The sequence below is a fragment of the Bacillus cereus group sp. MYBK5-2 genome (assembly GCF_051915685.1).
GTDB classification, from domain to species: domain Bacteria; phylum Bacillota; class Bacilli; order Bacillales; family Bacillaceae_G; genus Bacillus_A; species Bacillus_A cereus.
Map to the genome: position 1 here is coordinate 796,171 of NZ_JBQAFE010000001.1, position 22,049 is coordinate 818,219.

Consider the following 22,049-nt stretch of genomic DNA (forward strand, 5'->3'; position numbering starts at 1 on the left):
GATCCATGATTCGTGAAACAAATCAAGCCAAGTTGTATACGATTCCGGCTCAAGAAAAGCCTAGCATATTGAATCGAAGTGTAAAACGCTTGTTTGATATTATATTTTCACTCATATTGTTACTATTAACGATACCAATTATGTTGTTCTTTTGTATTATGATTACTTTAGAAACATCAGGGGCTCCAATTTACTTTCAAGAACGTTTAGGTATAAACGGGAAGAAGTTTAATGTATTTAAATTAAGATCAATGGTAAAGGATGCTGAAATAAATGGCCCACAATGGGCAAAAGAACATGATTCAAGAATTACAAAAGTTGGATTGTTTATAAGAAAAACGAGAATTGATGAATTACCACAACTTTTAAATATTTTAAGAGGAGATATGTCTTTTGTAGGTCCTAGACCAGAGAGAGAGTTTTTTTATAATGAATTTGATGCGTATATTCCAGAATTTAAGGAACGTTTAATAGTAAAACCAGGATTAACAGGATGGGCACAAATAAATGGAGGGTATAATCTTGATCCAAAGGAAAAGTTGAGGCTTGACATGGAGTATATTGAAATGAAAACATTTCGGATGGACATCCGTATTTTATGTAAAACCGTTTTAATTGTATTGAACGGTAATGGTGCAAGATAAATAAATATGTAAACAAACAACATATGTAAGTAGGTTACTTGCAAAGGAGAACTTGTATGGGTAGATCTATTCTAAACAATATTATCCATCTATTTTATAGTACGATTTTAGCTAACCTTCTTCAGGCCGTCAGTTTAATTGTTTTAGCAAACTTTTTTAACGCACAACATTATGGGATGTTTAGTGTTGCCATAGCAGTGACGTTTGTTATGTTATTCTTTACAGACTTAGGACTTAGTAATACGTTTCTTCGAGAAGGGGCAAAGGATGGAGCAGATTTAGAGAAGATTTTATCATCGTATATAAAAATAAGGATGATTCTACTTATTCTTATTTCTATAATCGGTTATATTGCTATTCATTATATGTATGCGGATAAAAATTTAATTTATATGATGATAAACGTAATGTTTTTCATGTTAATAGGATTAACTTGGCAAAACATAGGGATTGCCTATTTTCAACTGACGGAACGTATGAAGTATATAGCGCTCATAAAAGTTGTATCAGCATCAGTTGTCATTATAATTACATGTTTTTGTATTTTCGGAGAGTTACCGGTGTATGTAACGGCTCGTTTATATGCTTTTGGGTATATGATCGGTGGTTTATTCAGTATATATATCATGAGAAAAAAGACGAAAATGAATATGAAAGTCGTAATTCATAAAGCGTTATTTTGGCAATTAACTCCCTTTATTATTAGCGGTTTTTTAATAATGAGTACGCCACAATTAGCACCTATCTTGCTTAACTATACATTGCCATTAAGTATGGTAGGTGTTTTTGCAGTGGCGTACCGGATGCCGGCAGCTTTATATCAAGTACCAGGGGTAATTGCAGGTGCATTTTTTCCAGTGCTCTTTAAGCATTATAACCAGAATAATATAGAAGAGCATACGAAATTAAATTTACTTCAAATTAAATCAATGGCGATTGTAGGAATATGTATGACGATCGGTTTATATCATTTAGCACCATACTTTATTTCTATATTTTTTCATGAAGAATGGAGCAATGCAGTAGAGCCACTCCAAATATTATCATTTCTTATTGTGCTACAAAGTTTAAATATTGCCATTGCTGACGGTTTAACGACGAGTGGATGTCAAAATAAGAGAACTGTTGTGCAGTGTGTAGCATTGGTGATCGGTGGGGTTATGCTTTATAGCTTTAGTAGTCTTGGTGGAGTGATAGGAGCGGCATACGCTATGGTTTTATTTGAAATAGTCGCTTTAGTGGGATATATAGCGGTAAGTGTAGTGAAGAAAAAAATTGTATTCCAAATTGTAATACCGTATACAATTTATTTTGGTGTAACCTTTATTGGAGTGCAATATATATTGCATACATATCATTTAATTGCGCTTGTTCTTAATATACTAATTGTACTAGCTGCCATATTCCTATATGATTATGAGCTAAAAAAACTTCTTCTTTCTTTTATAAGAAAAATACGCAAAAAGGATTATATTACGAAACAGGGGATATAGCCTATGGAAAATAATATGAAAGTATCGATGGGATGGATTATTCTTCTAATATTATTTGTTATGTTAAGTAAATACAATTTATATATTGGATTTTCATTGAAGATATATATGATTTTTTTAGTCATATATTTTTGTTTAACAATTAAAGACTTTCATATTCAAAAATTATATTTTCATGAAGTTATATTTTTACTGTTTTATTTCATTTATTGTTTAAGTGGAATTCTTTCTATGTATTTAAATGCTAGTATTCGTATGATTTTTGGCGTGCTACTCGTTTTAGGATGCTATTTTATAATGAGGAATTTATTGGGGAATACGGAAATAGTGGTACTTGAATCATCTATTGCTTATGTAGGAGTAGTATTTAATGTTGTAAGTCTAATACTCTATATAATCGGTTTACAATACTTTAGTTTATACGGTGGAGAAGAGAGAGAAATTTTTGCTGGTTTATTAGTTGATAGAGGATATCCACGGTTAATTGGATTGCTAGATGATCCTAACATCTTTATTTTCTATAATACAATATTTTTTATGTACTATATGACGAATTTACAAAATATCACTAACATTCTAGGGTTAATTTTATGTGTTACGACGAGTTTATTAACCTTTTCAAGGGGTGGTATACTAGCGCTTGTGCTTGTCGTTTTTGTATATATATGTATGTCTAGTTTCGCTAAAAAAATAAAAATAATTATAAGTTTAGTATTGTTTAGTGTAGTTATTTTTAGTTTATCGAATAGTGTAATGGGGGGGCAATTAGATGACATATTAAATAAACGAATTTCTGATTTTTCCCATGATAATGGAAGTGGTAGATTTACATTATGGGAAGCTGCTTTTAAATATTATTTATCCAATCCATATATCGGAATCGGTGCTTTTAACTTTTCGAATTATTATGAGTATCAATTTAATGAAAAATTATATGTACACAATACATTTTTAGAAATCTTGTCTGAATCGGGTACAATTGGTTTTCTTCTATATAGCGCGTTTTTATTCATATTAATGTTCAAGCTAGCGCAGCATACTTTGTTTCGTGAAAAACCATATCTTCTATTGACTATGATTGCATTTATATTTCAGATGATGTCATTGTCACTCATTATTAACGAAGCATTCTTTTTATTTTTAGCAGTTGTTGTGAAGTATATTTCAATATATGAAGGAAGGGGAAAGATAGATGGTAAAATGTCTATCAGCACATAACGAGCCGCCTTATGTTTCTGTAATAACACCTTCTTATAATAGTATACGATTTATAGGTGAGACAATTTTATCTGTACAGAATCAATCGTATGAAAACTGGGAAATGCTTATCGTTGATGACGGTTCAACCGACCAATCTGCCACAAAAATTAAAGATATAATAGAAGGAGACTCACGTATTAGGTTATTATCATTAAAACAAAATGTTGGTGCTGCTAAAGCTCGGAATTTAGCGATCCAAGAGGCAAGAGGAAGGTACATTGCCTTTTTAGATAGCGATGATATATGGTTGCCGCATAAATTGAAGACACAATTGTTATTTATGGAAGAAATGAATATTGCTTTTTCATATGCGTCGTACAGTTTAATTGATGAAAACGGTAATGAATTAAATCGTGAAGTGAGTGCACCAAAATCTGTTGACTATCATTATTTAGTAGGAAATACAATTATCGGTTGTTTAACAGTGATGATTGATCGTGAAAAAATTCCATATGTCGAAATGCCTAGTATACAGCCGGAAGATACAGCGTTATGGCTGAACTTATTACATGAAGGGTATGAAGCAAAAGGTATACAGCAAGTGTTAGCAAAATATAGAATTGTTACAAATTCTGTTTCTAGAAATAAAATTAGAGCAGCTTTCCGGTATTGGAAATTGTTAAGGGAACAAGAACGACTGAATTCGGTGCAAATTTTTTACTATTTTAGTAAGTATGCTTATCATGCTTATAAAAAAAATAAAATCAATGTAGTTGGGAAGACGCAATTATGAATATACTGTTGATGACAGATAAATTGATAACTGGCGGAGCCGAGAGCTATTTCTGTAAATTGGAAAGTAATTTGCGTTATGATGATTTTAAGATTTATACAGCTGCAGGTGATGGAGAACTATATGAATCTCTTACTAGAAAAGAAAATTTTATATTACTTAGTCGATGGAATCATTTGAGAAATATTTATTATTTACGAAACGAAATTTGTAAACGAAAGATAGAACTTATTCATGCAAATAGTTTGCGAATGGTATTATATGCTTTTCTACTTCAAAAGTTTATTAAAAAAAAGATGAAAATTGTTTATACGAAACATAATGTAACGATATTAGAAAAAAAAATGCCAACGCTTTTTCGTTATTTCATGAATAAATATGTGAACAATATTATTACAGTAAGTGAGTTTGAAAAGAATAATTTAATTTCAATTCATGTAGCAGAAGAAAAAATAAATACAATTTATAACGGTGTCGATATTGAAAAGTTTTTATTCCAGCAGAAAAAGAAAGAATCTACATATAAAATAGGGATATTAGCTAGATTATCCAAAGAGAAAAACCATCAACTATTTGTCAAAATTGCAAATGTGTTGAAAAAGAGAAATGATTTTATGTTTTATATTGCTGGTGATGGCCCAGAGAAAGAATTGATTATGAAAGAAATAGAAAAATATGGATTACAGCAAAGGGTGAAGATGCTAGGGAATATTTCAGAGCCGCATGAGTTTATAGGGAATATGGATGCCTTACTTTTATTATCTTTTCGTGAAGTGTTTCCAATGGTAGTAATTGAAGCGATGGCTACAGGGACACCAATTGTTTCAATAGATGTTGGTGGAATACATGAAGCAATAGATGGAGAATCAGGTGTTTTGATATCTGAATATTGTGAATTCGAATTTGCAAATGCACTTGAGGAACTACAAGGGAATGAAGAAAGGGTAAATGATATTAGATTGAAAGCACGAGAGAAAGCATTGAGGTATTTCTCGTTAGCTAAAATGATAGAAGAAACGAAAAATATATATGAATTAAACAAATGACCGGGTAGGTCGTTTGTTTTTTTTATTATAGAAACTTTTAAGAGAAAACTCACATATTATATGAAAAAAGGTAATATGAGGAGTGAATTTATTTTGTCAGAATATATTTCTTCCCAAGAAGATTGTGCGCCAGAAAGTAGCGTTCACATTGATTGTTTTGGAGCAGTTCCAAACTCGGGAAATGATAGCTCATTAGCAATTCAGCAAGCTATTGATTATTGTGTAGCGAATCGAATTTCGACGGTTAGAATTACAGGGGTAAATACGTACAAAATTGTAAAGCCGATTGTTATTAAATCAAACGTAAGATTAGAGTTAGATCCTACCGTAACGCTGCAAATTGATGGGGATTTTAATGCATTTGAGCTACAAAGTAACGCTTCGATAGTTGGTGGTACTATTCAAGTTATAAATCCATTGTTTCAATCGGCTGTTATTTATGCTTCTGGTTCACAACAAATCGAAGTACCTAATCAATCTGTTATATCAAATATAAATATAATAAATACAACTCCATCGTATAAAGGAAAAGCTATACATTTTTATTGTCAAAAGGCATGGGATTATATTAGTTTCTTTCAAGTCAAATTTATTCAAATTAAAAACTTTCAAACTGCAATATATTTGAAAACAGAGTATATAGATGATATTAATACACCTTGCTGGATTAACGCCAATGTATTTCAATCTATATTTATTGATGGATGTGTGTATGGGATTGAAGTAGATGGAAATAGTGATTTGCCAAATGAAAGTTCAGGAAATACGTTTCATGATATTCAAGTGCAATGTAGACAACAAACGAAAAAAGTAATTCGTTGTTCAGGTGCGTATAATACATTTGATTGTATGATTTGGGATACGTACCGGATGAGTAGTGAACAAATTGTCATTGAATTTTCTTCTAATTCGCATCGTAACTACCTTTTTGCAAATTTACTTTCTACAACTATTGTAGATAAAGGACAATACAATGTTTGTAAGTCTACCTATGAAGAATCTCTTCGAATTCAGTTACCGATTACGTTAAATAAACCACATTTAATAGGGAATCAAGATGATATTTTAGTAAATGCTCAGCAGAAGTATACGATTAAGCAAGTAAGTGGGAAAGTGCCTTACGGGGGGAATCTCGCAAATTGCTTTAATTTAATAGATGAACAAAGTGTAAACTATATTGACGTTCCAGATAGTAATCCAGTTGTAATTGAACTGGATTTTACGAAAAAACCAATACAAATGTTAAATTGTTTTGGAATGTATTTTGGGTGGGGAGAGAGCCCAAAGAAAATTAAAATTGAATATGCATTAAGCGCAACTGGAAGTTGGGTTATCGCGTTGGATGTTCCATTAAATGTTGGCGATACAATTATATCGAATATGAAGGCGAGTCAGTTATATAAAGTTAGAATTACATTAAGTGGTTATTCTCAAGATCATAAACGTTTTCGAATTAATCGTATCTTTGCAAGATCTTCTATGGAAAATGGGAGTGCTTGGTTAGCGACAACTGGCGGAAGAATGTTTGGAGATATTGAAATAGAGGCAAGTAAAGGTATAATCATGAAGACTGCTAGTGGAGTGAAATGGAAAGTTACTATTAATGAAGCTGGCCAACTTATTACGACTAAAATAACTTGAGATGGTGTGTAATCGTATATCTTTGGACGAGTTACAACGTAGTGGGATATAGGTAATGAAAAAGAGATTGTAATTTGGTTTCAACCAAACTACAATCTCTTTTTTGTTTCAATTACTTCCACCAAATCCAAGTCCAAAGGTAATTTCGTACATTTCGAGGAGTAATGCGAATGAAGCGTTCACCGTCAAAGAAGCAATTTAAATTTGGAAGTGCTTCATCTGGATTTTCTGGAACAAAGGTGACGATGTTTTCGTTACTTGTAACGGTTACTGTAATTGGTGGGTCGGTAGGCGAGACTTGAAGTTGTAATGAAATATTGGCCGTATTTTTAAATGGATTATTAACAGGTGGGCTTATCACTTGTACTGTGAATAACACGATAATTGTTTCGTTTGGTTCCAAATTAGTAGCGACTAGGAAACCGATATTCGGATTCGCTAGTGGAGAGCGTTCACCGTTAATAAAGACAGTGCCATTTATAAAGTGTAAACCTGCTGGAATAGTATCTTGTAAAGAAATATTTGAGAGTGAAATTTTGGAAGTATTTGTAATACGTACCGTGTAATCAAAATATTGATTTAAATAAGCTGAGCTGACGGAAGCATTTTTCGTGACTGTTGCAGTTATAAATTGAATTGGTATACGAACAATATTTGAATTAACAATGAAAGTAATAATTGGATCCTGTGGTGTCAATTGAAAGGCAGCGGTAACTGTTGCAGAATTTATAATTGTACTGTTTGAAGGAATAGAAGTTACAAGAACTTGAAATGTTATAATTGCTACTGAATCTGCAGGTAAAGAGCCGATATTAATACCGGTGTCTGGACGAATATTTGGAACGGGAGTACCGTTAATTGTTACACTGTTTTCTATAAATGTTGTACCAGCTGGAATTGTGTCTATAACGGAAGTGCTGATTGTCGGAATTGGGGAGTGATTAAATACCGCTAATGTGAATGTAATGATATCTCCTATAACGACAATAGATTTGTCAGCTGTTTTTTCAATGTCAACCATCGGATCAACGACTGTCGTTGTAACGGTATTTGTTTGCTTTGTAACTGTATTTATTTGCTTTGTAATCGTAATAGGTGGTTGGATTGGACCGACAATAGGCGTATAGGAAATAGTAGCATCGTTATTGATTGTAGATTGAAGAGTAGAAGAGGAAATTGTCACTTGGAATGTAATAATAACAGATTCATTTGGAGCAAGATTTCCTAACGTAATACCATTTTCCGGATTCGCATTAGGTTGATTGATTCCGTTAATCGTAACACTACCAATAACAAATGTCGTATCTGCTGGTGCTGTGTCTACTAAAAGAAGGTCTTCGATAATGATATTACCATTATTAGTAATCGTGATGGTATACGTTAAAGTTTGACCGGGTAAGGCACTTGTGAAATCAACAGCTTTTATCGCAATGACATTATCATTTTGGACAGTAGTTGTGACGGTGTTTGTTGTAGTCGTATTTGTAACAGGTACGTTATTTGGGTTGACTATATAGTTAAAAGTAGTAATTGCGTTGTTGTTTAGTTCATTTGGTGTTGGAATAGAAGTCACAGTTACTTGGAATGAAACGATAGCATCTCGACCAATAGTTATAGTACCAATTGGTATGCCGCTTACTGGATTCACTCCTGGAAGAGTTTCTCCGTTTACAATGACGCTATTTTCTATAAACGTAGTACCTTGAGGAATAATATCTTGAATGATTACATCATTTACTGCAACATTACCGGTTTGATTTAGTGTAATCGTATACGTTAACGTATCACCAACCGTTGCAAATGCAAGGTCAACAGCTTTATTACTATTCAAATTTGCGTGATTAATTTCTGTTGCGGCAGCTGATGAAATAATAGTTTCGGTAATAGGTGGTCGATCTGGTACCGTGTATTCATATTCAATTGTACTCGTGTTAGAGATTGGATTTGTTTGTGGAATCGAAGTAACCCGTACTTGGAATAGAATGGTTGCTGTCGTATTAGGTGGAATAGTATCAATTTGTATACCGTTAAGAGGGTTGTCATTTGGCCGAGCGTTGCCGTTCACAATAACACTATTCTCTATAAAGCTCGTATTTGCCGGGATAATATCTGTAACAAGAATGTTTTCGACTTGTATATTTCCGTTATTTATGATGGAAATTGTATAAGGGATGATAGTTTGTAAGTCAGCATATTGGATAGGTGTTGTTTTTGTCGCAATTACATTAGCGGAAATAACTTCAGTGAAGGTAATATTGCTAGTCGATATTTGTTCTTCCGTGTTTATTGTATAACGAGAAGTTGATTGATTTTGAACATGACCGCTAGCAGGAAGAGCTACGACGGTAACAGAAAATGTGACTGGGATAGAAATGTTAGGAGCAATCGTTCCTACAAGTATACCTACACTTGGATTGGCGTTAAACTGAGGAATGTTATTTACTAAAACGCTACCGTCAATAAAGGTTGTTCCATCAGGTATATTGTCTGTAAATACAACAGCAGTGGCATCCGTATTCCCTGTATTCGTTAAAGTTGTTGTATAAGTTAAAATGTCACCAATCGTTACAGAGGTTAAATCAACGGTTTTAAGTGAAACGATATCAGCATCATTAATTTGAACGAAAGTAGTATTGGAAGTAGTAGATTTTTGAATTGGTGCAAAGTCAGGATTGAAAATAAAGTCGTAGACGATGTTTGCAGTATTAGGTGTTGGATTTACAGTAGGTAAATTCGTAACGGAAACTTGGAATGTTATTGTAGTCATTTGACCTGCTGCGACATTAGGAATGGAAAAGCCGATATTCGGATCTGCTGCAGGAAGTACAGTATTATTAACTATTACACTTCCTGGAATAAATACTGTTCCATCCGCTATAGTATCTGTAAAAAAGATGGAGTTAGTTGTAGCCGATCCATTATTTTGAATGAATACTGTATATTCAATGGTTTCATCAATAGTAGCTAATACAGTATTAGCAGATTTTGTAGTAATAAGAATAGCATCAATAAATTGTATGTTTGTAGCATTGGAAGAGGTCGTTTCTGAAATTGGTGGTGTGCTTGGGTCTGGTCGATACTCATAGTGAATGACGGCGATATTATTAATGTTATTTTGTGGCGGTATAGAGACTACGCTTACTTGGAACGTAACAATAATCGTATTATTTGGAAGAATTATATCAAGGTTGATACCGGTAATTGGATTTTCGTTAGGTCTTGGTACGCCATCTACAAGAATGCTATTTGGAACGAATGTGGTGCCAGAAGCAATTGCGTCAAGTAGGAGAGTGTTTGTAATAGGTATTGTACCGGCGTTTGTAACTGCGACTGTATATGTGATGATTTGACCGATACGTGTAATGGATCTGTTAGCGGATTTAATTGCACTAACATTTGCCGTTCGCACTTCAGTATTTACTGCATTTGATAACGATCTACGCTGAATAATTGGAGAACTAGGATCAATTTGGTATTCGTACGAAGTGTCTGAAATATTAATGACTGTATTGCCCTCTGGTATATTTGTAAGTTGTACTTGGAATGAAATAGTGACTGTTTCATTTGGTTGTATCGTGCCGAGAGTTACTCCGTTTTCAGGATTCACGCCAGGCTGAATTACATTATTTATTGCTAAGCTATCTTCAATGAATATAGTACCTTCTGGAATGGTATCAATGAACACGATATTGTTAGCCGGAACGGTTCCTATATTTTGAAGTGTATTTGTGTAGGTAATCATTTGCCCGATTGATACGAAGTTTACATCCGCACTTTTAACAGAAATAATATTTGCATTTTGAAGTGATGTTGTAACAATGTTAGAATTTGCAGAGCGATTTACTGGTGGGGCTGTAGGAATACTTACATATTGGTAAGTTGCTGAAGATTGATTTACAATTTCAGTTTCATTCGGTGGATTATTTGTTTGCACTTGAAATAGTATCGTTTTGGAACTGTTTGCTGGAATTGTTCCAATCGGTATTCCGTTTTCAGGATTTACACCTAGCTGAAGGACACCGTTAATTGTGACACTATCGGGAACGAATGTAGTCCCAGCTGGAATAGAATCTGTGAAATTAATATTTATTGCGTCAACATTACCGACATTTTTCACTTCAGAAATATAAAGGATAGTTCCACCGATATCTACAGTTGTTGGATTGGATGTTTTTGTAATTGCCAATTGTGCTTGCACGAAATTTGTAATGACGATATTACTAGTAGATGTTTCAGTAATAGGCGGTTGCCCTGGGTTTGGTTGGATTGTATATGTTGTATTGGATTGATTTGTAATCGATTCTTGGGAGAATGAATCGTTAATAAGAATTTGGAACGAAATAAGGTGAGTAGCGTTTGCTGCTAAAGTAGGTAAAGTAACACCTACATTTGGATTGGCATCAAGTATAGTTGTTCCGTTAAGTGTAAAACTATTTTCTACGAATGTAGTATCTTGAGGGATCGTATCTGAAAATATGAGATTCGTAGCTGGAATATTTCCTGTATTTTCTAGTGTTATTGTGTAAGTCAAAATATCACCTGTTGTTGCTTGTTGTGCATTGACTGCTTTTAAAGAAAGGATAGTCGCATCCGAAATTTGTGTGAAAGCAGGATTAGACGTAATTGTTCGAGAGATGATAGGAGCAGTTGGATCGGCGATAAAAGTATAGTCAATACGGGCTGTATTAGAAATTGGGTTTACGCTTGGAATAGATTGAACGATAACCTGGAATGTTACAGTGACGTTTTCTGACGGTGCGATGGAGTTTAATGGTATTCCTGCGTTAGGATCGGCACCTGAAACGGAAACGCTATTAATAGTTACGCTATTCGAAATAAATGCAGTTCCTTCTGGGACCAAATCTGTTAAAGTAACTGTATTTGCAGTAGTATTCCCGTTGTTTTGAACGACTACGGTGTAAGTGATTGTACCGTCAGTAGATTGTACGGGAGAATCTGTACTTTTAATTACGGATAACGATGCATCAACAACAGCTGTATTAACCGTATTAGACGAGGATGTTGCTGTAACAGGAGGTTGACTTGGATCGACAATATACGTGTAACTTGTAAGTGCTTGATTTATAATTGCTCCTTGCGGTGGAATAGAACTTGCAAGAAATTGGAACGTAATAGTAGCGGAATCACCTGGTGCGATAATACCAACGGGAATACCGAGAGTTGGACTTGCATCTGGAAGTGAAATCCCGTTGAGCGTAACACTATTTGGAACAAATAATGCTCCTTCAGGAACTCCGTTAATGAGTAATACAGAGTTTGCAGGGAAGTTTCCAGTATTCATTAATGTTGCTGTATACGTAATTACATCCCCGATAGACACAATTGAACGATTTGCTTGTAAAACAGTTGTAACAGTCGCGTTATTAATTTGTGTTGAAGCGCTATTAGAATTTATCGTGCCTGTAACAGGAGGAGAGGCCGGATCAACGATGAATGTGTATTGAATAGATGCTACGTTTGTAATCGGATTTGAAGGTGGAGTTGATGTAACTATGACTTGGAAAGTAACGGTTAAGGAACTACCTGCGCTAATTGTTCCGATATTCACTCCGTTATTTGGATTTGCACCTGGAATGGTACTTCCATTTACAGCAAAACTATTTTCAACAAAGGTTGTTCCTGCTGGAACTGGGTCTGAGAAATTTACATTCGTAGCGTTTGTATTGCCGCTATTTTGAATCAAAACTGTATAAGTGATCGTATCTCCAATATTTGCAAAGGCTGTATTAGCAGTTTTTACAGCTGAAAGTATTGCTGTATTAATAGAAGTAACGAAGACATTCGTTTCCACATTGCCAGGCTGAGCCAGTAATGCATTGCCTACGTTATATTGGAAGTTAACAAATCCTAAGTTTTGGAGTTCAGGTGTGAACGTTGTTGGATTACTTACGATTTGTACTTGGAATATGATTGTAACAGTTTGATTTGGATTGATTGTATTTATGCCAACACCGTTAATAATCGAAGCGGATGGTAATGGAGTGCCATCAACAATAACTGATCCTGCAACAAATTGTGTCCACGATGGTAAAGGGTCTGAGAATATAGCGTTGTTAGCAGGAATATTGCCTGTGTTCGTAATAGTCGTTGTATACGTAATCGTATCACCAATCGTTGCAAAAGTTTTATCTCCTATTTTAATAGTATTTAAAATAGCACTTTCAATTTTTGTTGTAACGTTGTTAGAAATAATATTTTTTGAAACTGGAGGATTAGCTGGATTAACGATATGTTGAAAGCTAACGCTAGCTTGATTAGTAATTGGATTTATAGGCGGAATTTCATTGGCGATAATGTTAAATGCTACGATGACAGATTCGTTTGGCGCGATATCACCGATTGGAACGCCTGTAATGATATCTGCATTTGGGATGCTAGTTCCGTTCAGTGTAAAGCTATTCGGTTCAAAGGAAGTTCCGTCTGGAATAAGGTCGGTAAAAATAACATTTGTTGCACTCACATTTCCGCTATTTGTAATTGTAACGGTGTAGGTAATATCCTGCCCGATATCTACCGTAGATACATTTGAATTTTTTTGTGCAGTAAGGATAGCGCTATTAATTTGTGTTGTCGTTGTATTAGATTGATTAGAAGTTGTAATAGGTGGCTGGCTAGGATCAACGACATAATGATATGTGGTAGAAGCAGAGTTAGAAATGGGATTAAGTGTTGGAAGTGTAATAACAGTTGCTTGGAATGTAACGATTGCCGTATTACCACCATTAATGGAACCAATATTTACACCAGTTGATAAATCGGCGTTTGGAATGGTTTGCCCATTAGCTGTGAAACTATTTGGAACGAAACTTAAATTGCTATCAAGAATATCGATAATAGTTACATCAGTTGCGGTCACATTCCCGGTATTAGGAAGGTTAAGTGTAAATGTTATTGTATTACCAACATCCGCAAAAGTAAGATTTGCTGTTTTGGTGCTAATAATAGTTGCGTTGTTTATTTGAAGGAGTGTAGTGTTGGAAGTAGCTGCACTTGAAACGGGAGGATTAACAGGATCAACAGTAAATTCATACGTCGTTGATGCTGTATTTGGTACTGGGTTACTAGGGGGAATGCTGTTCACTGTAACTTGAAAGACGATACTATATATTTCGTTTGGTGGAAGTGTTGCAAGTAATACACCTGTATTTGGATCCGCGTTAGGTTGTAAAACGCCATCGACAGTTAATGTGTTAGGAACAAATGTGAGTCCACTTGGTAATGTATCTGTGAATACAATATTAGTTGCATCGGTATTGCCTACATTGGTAATAGAAGTAGTATAAAAAGCAGTTTGCCCGATATCTGCAAAGGATACACTTTCATTTTTCGTCATAGACAATATTGCTTCGTTAATTTGGGTTGAAACAGGATTACTAATTGAAGTTTCTGCATCAGGTGGTGAGACTAATTGATACGATGTTGATGAGAAATTTACAATTGGGTTTTGGTTTGGTAATGATGTTACAGTAACTTGGAACGAAACTGTTACTGTAGTCCCGGCTGTTATTGTCCCAATATTCACACCGTTCGATGGATCCGCCCCACTTTGAGGAACTCCGTTAATAGAAAATGTGTTTGCAATAAATGTAGTGACGCTTGGCACTGTATCTGTAAATATAACATTTTGTGCAGATGAGTTTCCATTGTTTGTTAAAATGACAGTATAAGTGAGTGTGTCTCCAATACGACTAAAGGATTTATCGACTTGTTTTAATGAAAGAATGTTAGCTGTATTAATCGTAGTAAACACTGTGTTTGAAGTAACGTTTCTTGAAACAATCGGTGCATTTGGATCAGCGATAAATGTGTAAGAAGCAGTAGCGGAATTGGCTACAGGATTTTGGTTTGGTGTAGAAGTAGCAGTAACTTGAAATGCGATAGATATTGAGTTGTTAGGAGTAATTGATCCGATTGTTATACCTGTATTAGGATCGAGTCCGATGTGTGTACTGCCATTGATTGTGACACTATTCGGAATGAACGTTGTGCCGTCTGGAATAAGATCAGTGAAAGTAATATTCGTTGCATTTGTATTGCCATTATTCGTTAAAATGGTTGTATAGGTAATGGTATCACCTAGTGTAACAATTGTTTGATCGACCGATTTTGCCATCGTTATCATAGCATCTAGTACCGGGTTTGTAATGATATTCGTTGAAGTAGAAGTTGTAATAGGAGTTCCGTTTGGATCGACAGAATAAGAATATAAAATTGTGTCATTACCCATAATTGAACTTGAAGGGGGAACAGAAAGAACATTTGCTTGGAAAGTAACGGTTACTGTTTCACCAGGAGCGATATTTGGTATAGTTACTCCAAGTGCTGGTTGCGCACCAGATTGCTGAACCCCATTTATTTTGACTGAGTTTGGTATAAAGGTAGTGTTAGCTGGAATTGCGCTCGTGAACGTTATATTCGTTGCAGTCGTATTTCCTGTATTTGTAATAGTTGTTGTATACGTAATCGTATCTCCAACAGAAATGATAGATTTATCAACGCTTTTTTGGGTCGTTAATATTGCACTATTAATTGTTGTTGAAACAGCATTAGATACGTTCGTTTGTGTTACGGCAGGTTGGCTAGGATCAACTACATGTGCAAATTGTACAGAACTAAAATTAGAAATTGGATTTATACTTGGAATGTTTGTAACAAGTACGTTGAGAGTAATCACGGCCGTTCCATTTGGGTTTATATTTCCAATCTGAATCCCGTTAGATGGATTTCCGATTTGCTGTGTACCAGAATTGTTTGTAAGAGTGCCAGATATGAATGTCGTCCCATCAGGTAAAGTATCCGTGAAAATTATATTTTGTGAAGTGACATTTCCAGGGTTACTTAATGTAATTGTATAAGAAATTGTATCACCAATCGTTGCGAAAGTTTTATCTACAGATTTGATTGCCACAATTTCTCCAGAATTTATTTGTGTCGAAACAGAATTAGATGTCGTATTTCGTGAAACAAGTGGTAAATTAGGTCCTGTCATAAATTTATAATCAATAGAAGCGCCGTTTACAACCGGTGAGTTTGGTCCGCCTGGTCCAATTGTGAAAATTGGATTTGGAATGCTAACTACTTGCACACGGAAGGTAACATTTATAAAATCTCTGGCAATAATATCCCCAATCGGTATCCCATTCGCTGGATTTACTCCAGGTAATAAAACTCCGCCTACTCGAACGCTATCTTCTATAAATACTGCGTTATTTGGAATCGGATCTGTAAAAATGATATTCGTAGCAGTTGTGTTCCCTACATTTTCTAATAAAACTGTATATGTTAAAAATGAATTTCCAGGTGCAATGTCAGAAAATAGTCGATCCACACTTTTCGTTGCTTGAATAATCGCTTCGTTAATTTGAACTAAAGTTGGATTACTTGTAGCTGTTTCTGTCACCGGCGGCTGGGTAGGATCAACAATGATCGAGTATGTCGTGCTAGACTGGTTCAAAGTTGGGTTTGTAACTGGTATTGAGCCAACGATAGCTTGAAAGCTAATTGTTGTCGTTCCTCCAACTGGAATTGAATCTAAAGAAATCCCGCTATCTGGTCTAAATCCAAGTTGTGGGATGGTATTAATTTGTACGCTATCAGGAACGAATGAAAGTTCAGGTGGTAATATATCGATAAAAACAGGTGTGTTTGCGGCAGTATTTCCGCTATTGGTGAGGGTAGTTGTATACGTAATTGTATCTCCAACAGCAACAAAAGCACTGCTTGCAGTTTTTGTTGCGATAACAGAAGCAGTATTTACTTGTGTAAAGGTTTTATTAGATTGAACTGTTCGTGAAACTGGCGGTTCATTTATATCTACAATAAAGCTATATTGAAGCGATGATTTATTCGGGATTGGATTAGGGTTTGGAAGTGTTGCAATGTTTACTTGAAAACTGAGTGTAGCAGATGCATTTGAATTCAAGTTACCAATATTGATACCGTTTTGTGGATTTGCATTCGGAACGGTTACACCATTTATCTTAAAGCTATTTGGGATAAAGGTAGTACCGTTTGGAATTGTATCAGTAAAAATAATGTTGTTCGCAGTAGTATTTCCGTTGTTTGTAACAGCTGAAGTGAATGTAATTGTATCACCAATTGTAGCGAAAGTTGTACTAGCGCTTTTATTTATTACTAAAGTAGCGTCAATAATTGGTGTAACTGTTGTATTTGTTACAGTGCTACCAACAGCAGGAGATTGGTTTGGATTTACGGTATATTCATAATTTACAAGAGCATTATTTGTTAATGTGCCACTAGGTGGTATCGCTAAAATTTGTGCTTGAAAAGTAATGAATACAGTATCTCCTGGCGAAATATCTGCCAAGTGAACACCAAGTGATGGATCTAATCCTGGTTGTGGAACATTATTGATCGTTACGGAGTTTTGGATAAATGAAGCTCCTGCGCCAAGCCCATCTGTTAAAACAGTTGCACTAGCAGGGATATTACCTGTATTTGTTACTGCAATCGTATAAGTAACAATATCACCAATTGCAGCTGTCGGTGTATTCACAGACTTAGTAGCGACAATAGTAGCGTTATTAATTTGAGTTGTTATTACGTTACTTAACGTATTGGCGGATGCTGGAGGTAAGTTAGGATCTACGACATACTGGTACGTTGTATTACTTTGGTTCGGAATTGGATTTGGATTCGGGATAGAATTTACTTGTACTTGGAACGAGATGATCGTATTTGCATTCTGATTTATTGGATCGATTGCAATTCCGCTTGCTGGATTGACATTAGGCAGTGTATTCCCATTTACAGTAACACTATTAGGAATAAACGATGTTCCGTTTGGAATTACATCTGTAAATATTACATTTGATGCAAGTGTGTTCCCGTTATTCGTTAAAGTAGTCGTGTACGTAATAATATCATTTACGTTAGCAAACTGTTTATCTGCAGATTTAGTAGCGGCAATTGAGGCGTTATTAATAGTTGTCTGTACAGTGTTAGAAGCAACCATCTGCATCACAGCAGGTTTGGATGGATCATACGTATATTGGAATGTTGTGCCTGATTGATTTGTAATTGGGTTTACAGCAGGGATAGTTGGTACAAAAACTTGAAATGCAACGGTGCGTGATGAATTCGCTCCTATCGTACCAATTGAAATGCCGGTGGCAGGATTTGCGTTAGCTACAGGGACATTATTAATCGTTACAGTATTAGGAATGAAGAGGGTACCCGCTGGAATGATATCTGTAAACGTTACATTAGCAGCAGGGATATTCCCGTTATTTGTTAAAATAGTTGCATATAGTATGACATCACCGACATCAGCGAAGTTTGTACTCGTTAGTTTTGTAGCAACGATATTAGCAGTATTAATTTGTGTAGTTACTATATTGCTAGCAGCGTTTCTAACGAGAGCAGGTAAATTTGGATCAGCGATAAAGCTATATTGAAGTGAAGCGCTGTTTTGAATTGGGTTTGGTGAAGGTAGCCCATTTGCACTTATTTGAAAAACAATCGTTGCAAAACCACCTGAAGGAATGGAGCCGACTTGAAGACCGGTACTAGGGTCTGCACCTTGTTGTAAAGTACCACCTATAAAAATACTATTTGGTACGATAGTGGAGCCATTAGGGATTATATCGGTAACAATAACATTATTTGCTGTAGTATTGCCAAGATTAGCTAAAGAAATTGTATATGTGATTGGTTGCCCGACATCGGCGATAGTTAAATCTACTTCTTTGACAATCACTACATTTGCTAAATTAATTTGTGTACTTACAGTGTTACTTACAGATGTTTCTATAGTTGGTGGATCGCCCGGATTTAGAATAAAGCTATACTGTGTACTAGATGAATTTAATGTTGGGTTTTGTGTTGGTAAAGAGGTGACGGTTACTTGATAAGAGACAGTAAGTGAGCCATTAGCAGCAATGGAAGGTAGTGGAACACCTATATTTGGATCTGCGTTATTTTGGAGTACACCATTAATAAGAAAAGTGTTTGGAATAAAGGTAGTACCGTCTGGATTCGTATCTACGAAAGTAGGACTATCAGCAGAAACACTTCCTGCATTCGTCAAAGTAACAGTATAAGTTAATATATCCCCTACGGTAGCGAACGCTCGGTCCACTGTTTTGGCTGAAATGACATTTGCATCGTTTACTTGAGTAAATGTAGTAGTTGAAGTAGTGTTCTTACTTACAGGTGAAGCGTTTGGATCAACGATAAAGTTATAGGAGATGGAAGCGCTATTTGAAATAGGGTTTGGATTTGGAATGCTAGTTATTACTACTTGGAATGAAGCTGTAATTGTAGTATTAGCATTGATGCTACCAATATTGATGCTAGCTGGTGTAACGCCTGGCTGAGTAACACTGTTAACTATAACGCTGTTTGGGACAAAGGCGGTTCCATTCGCAATTGAATCAGATAGTAATATATTGTTCGCTGCAACATTTCCATCGTTAGTAAGAGCAAAGGTGTAAGTTAATACATCGCCAACTTCCGCAAACGTTTTATCTACAGATTTATTAACATGGAGATTTGCTAGTCTAATTGTTGATGTAACAGAATTAGAATTTGCTGTTTTTGAAGTCGGTGGCAAACTTGGATTTACAGTATATAGATAAGAAGCGAAGGCGTTATTAATGATAGGATTTTGGGTCGTAATATTGATGACTGTTACTTGGAAAGAAAGGGTAACAGTAGCCCCACCAGGGATTGTGCCGATAGGTAAAGCAACGAGAGAATCTACATTTTGTAAAACTCCGTTTAGTGTTACAGTACCAGGAGTCAATATCGTTCCGTTTGGAAGTGGATCTGTTAGTTGCACGTTATTAGCGGCTGTATTTCCACTGTTTGTAATAAGGATTGTATAACTTATTGTTTCGCCAATTGTAGCAAATTGTTTATTTGTTGATTTTGTTAATGTTACATTCGCATTGTTAATTTGAGTGGAAACGAGATTCGAAGAAATATTTTTTGTAACAGGTGATTGGCTAGGATTGACAGTGTATTGATAAGAAGCGCTTGATCCGTTAGATACGACATTTGACGTGGGTATTGTGTTTACTACTACTTGAAATGCAACATTTTTTGTTGTGCCGCTTGTTATGGATCCAATGTTCACGCCGGTAGCGGGATTTGCACCCACTTGTGTCGTGCCATCTATTGTTAAACTGTTTAGAACGAAAGTTGTTCCAGTAGGGATGATATCTGTAAAAATAACATTGTTCGCATTTGTATTACCTGTACCTGTAAAGGAAACGGTGTACGTTAGTGTATCACCAATATCTGCAAAATTTTTATCTACTGCTTTCGTCATTGTTACAGTAGCATTATTCACTTGAGTGGAGACAATATTTGTCGTATCAGTCCCACTTACTGCTGGTTGATTAGGTACAGGAATGTATTGATATGTTGTTGTTCCACTATTTAATATTGGGTTTGTTTGAGGGATAGAAGGAACGAGCACTTGGAATGAAATAGTAGTAGTGGAATTTGCGGCAATTGAACCAATTGTTATACCATTAGCGGGATTTGCGCCAGCTTGAGTAACTCCGTTCACAGTTACACTCCCTGGAATGAAAGTAGTCCCGCTAGGAATCGGATCCGTATATATCACATTCGTTGCAGCGATATTTCCTATATTAGCTAAGGCAATACTGTAAGTTAATGTTTCACCAATATCGGTAAAAAGTTTGTTAACTGATTTTGTTCCATTAATATCTGCAAGGTTAATTTGTGTTCCAGCAGAGTTACTTGTTGCAAGACCATTAAAAGTTGTTCCTCCGGCGATTGGTGTATATTGAAATGTAATATTAGCAGTGTTAGAGATAGGATTTTGACTTGGAAGAGAAACGACAGTAGCTTGGAAAGTTACTATACGAGAAGCACCATTATTAATTGTTCCAAGAGATATACCAGCCGCAGGATTTGCATTTGTTTTTGGTACGTTATCTACTGTTACAGTGCCGGGTATAAAAGAAGTACCATTAGGGAGACTATCTATAAAAATAGCGTTATTGGCAGGAAGAAGCCCGGTGTTAGGGATAGTAACTGTATAAGTGAGAATATCTCCAATTGCAGCAACACTTTTATTCACGCTTTTCGTCGCTTGTATATTTGGTGAGTTTATATTAATTTGTAAGCCTACTGTATTTAACATATATGCGTCTCCGTTAGTAGTTAAACGGATTGCGGCGGATACTTGTGAGTTTGTTAAATAAGGAGAAATATCAATGGAAGTAATGTCCCAGCCCTGTCTTCCTGCGGAGATGTTTGTACTTGTAGAAGCACTTTGATTTCGCGTTCCAAATGTCCCAGTTGTATCTAAGTTTCCTGCAGCATTATTAACTTGAGAACCGAAGAAATTATTTATGGCATTATTTGGCCCAGATAAAGCATTTAATGAACTGAAATTTGGTCCAAATAAAGCTTGATCCCCGGTTAAATCTGCATCTCCTTCGGTAGAACTTAAAAATAATCTCCCGCTTACTGGTCCTCCTGAAGGTGTTAAAAATCCAGAAACAGATACATCGGCACTACCAGTTTCTGCAGAAACACGGTTACCAGCTACATAAATGGTTAAGTTTCTTGCTGGCAATGTCCCGTTTTGATAAGCGACGATAAGCGTCCATCCAGCCGAATTAATTGTTCCATTAGAAGCATCTATAGGATCTACAAGCCCAGGAACCGCTCCTGTAGTATAGGAACCAGCACCTCCCGCTTGAATAAGAGTTGTTACGTCTGCTGAACGAGTGTAAAAGCCAAATGTAATAGAGTTTGAAACGAAAGTTTGATTTGAAGCCGTAACAGATGAAGGAGTAATCGAGTATGTTGAAACAGGTGTTGTAAAAGAAACTGGGTTTCCTAATACACTCGTAATGTTTTGATCACGAGATAAATAGTTTCCACCCCAAACGAGTTCTGCGTAAAGAATAGTACTACCAGCAGGGATATTTAAAATAGCGGTAGAACTATTTTGTGTATAGTTTAATGTTGTACCAGCAGGAAAAGTAGTTACTTGTAAAGCAGTATTCGTAGTTGCGAATGCACCAATTGCCCCGATTGTACCAGCACGGTTTTGATTGCTGATTTTACTTAAGCCTAAAGTATTACCTGTAATAGCGAGTGCGCCGTTAGTGGTGGTAGAAAATCGATTCGTAATGGGCATGTTGTCACCTCATTTACAATATAGTCTTGGTCAAAATAACATATGTGTGTGACAAATAAAGGGAAA

At 35.5% G+C, this 22,049-nt stretch carries 7 protein-coding genes; 6 read left to right on the forward strand and 1 reads right to left on the reverse strand.

Translation table 11 applies throughout. The features are described 5' to 3' along the window. Positions 1-5: 5 nt before the first annotated feature. The 6 genes from ACTFP3_RS04385 to ACTFP3_RS04410 all read left to right on the forward strand — a co-directional run bounded on the left by ACTFP3_RS04385 (position 6) and on the right by ACTFP3_RS04410 (position 6,817). The gene (locus tag ACTFP3_RS04385; protein WP_000617653.1) at positions 6-644 is read left to right on the forward strand and encodes a sugar transferase; all 639 of its coding nucleotides are present in this window, start codon (positions 6-8) and stop codon (positions 642-644) included. A 56-nt stretch (positions 645-700) separates the two neighbouring features. Next, positions 701-2,137 carry an oligosaccharide flippase family protein gene (locus ACTFP3_RS04390; RefSeq protein ID WP_326036912.1) on the forward strand — a complete coding sequence of 479 codons (1,437 nt, stop codon included), beginning with the start codon at positions 701-703 and terminating at the stop codon, positions 2,135-2,137. Positions 2,138-2,140: 3 nt separating this feature from the next. Further along, a complete protein-coding gene (locus tag ACTFP3_RS04395; protein ID WP_000429874.1) occupies positions 2,141-3,355 on the forward strand; it encodes an O-antigen ligase family protein in 1,215 nt (404 codons plus the stop codon). Next, a complete protein-coding gene (locus tag ACTFP3_RS04400) occupies positions 3,330-4,130 on the forward strand; it encodes a glycosyltransferase family 2 protein (RefSeq protein WP_000237682.1) in 801 nt (266 codons plus the stop codon). Before ACTFP3_RS04395 ends, ACTFP3_RS04400 begins: the two co-directional genes overlap by 26 nt. Then, complete coding sequence (locus ACTFP3_RS04405; protein WP_144596602.1) at positions 4,127-5,176, forward strand: glycosyltransferase family 4 protein; 1,050 nt, start codon at positions 4,127-4,129, stop codon at positions 5,174-5,176. Before ACTFP3_RS04400 ends, ACTFP3_RS04405 begins: the two co-directional genes overlap by 4 nt. Positions 5,177-5,269: 93 nt before the next feature. Beyond that, positions 5,270-6,817, forward strand: a complete 1,548-nt coding sequence (locus ACTFP3_RS04410) for a hypothetical protein (RefSeq protein ID WP_440009386.1) — start codon at positions 5,270-5,272, stop codon at positions 6,815-6,817. Positions 6,818-6,929: 112 nt separating this feature from the next. On the opposite strand, the gene ACTFP3_RS04415 is transcribed toward ACTFP3_RS04410, so the two are convergent. After that, entirely contained in the window at positions 6,930-21,983 is a 15,054-nt protein-coding gene (locus tag ACTFP3_RS04415; protein ID WP_440009389.1) for a DUF7507 domain-containing protein, read from the reverse strand. Positions 21,984-22,049: the final 66 nt, after the last annotated feature.

Excerpts from the sequence above, each read along its gene's own strand:
- ACTFP3_RS04405 (WP_144596602.1), top strand. The coding sequence starts at position 4,127 with ATGAATATACTGTTGATGACAGATAAATTGATAACTGGCGGAGCCGAG.
- ACTFP3_RS04415 (WP_440009389.1), bottom strand. The coding sequence starts at position 21,983 with ATGCCCATTACGAATCGATTTTCTACCACCACTAACGGCGCACTCGCT.
- ACTFP3_RS04400 (WP_000237682.1), top strand. The coding sequence starts at position 3,330 with ATGGTAAAATGTCTATCAGCACATAACGAGCCGCCTTATGTTTCTGTA.
- ACTFP3_RS04395 (WP_000429874.1), top strand. The coding sequence starts at position 2,141 with ATGGAAAATAATATGAAAGTATCGATGGGATGGATTATTCTTCTAATA.
- ACTFP3_RS04390 (WP_326036912.1), top strand. The coding sequence starts at position 701 with ATGGGTAGATCTATTCTAAACAATATTATCCATCTATTTTATAGTACG.
- ACTFP3_RS04385 (WP_000617653.1), top strand. The coding sequence starts at position 6 with ATGATTCGTGAAACAAATCAAGCCAAGTTGTATACGATTCCGGCTCAA.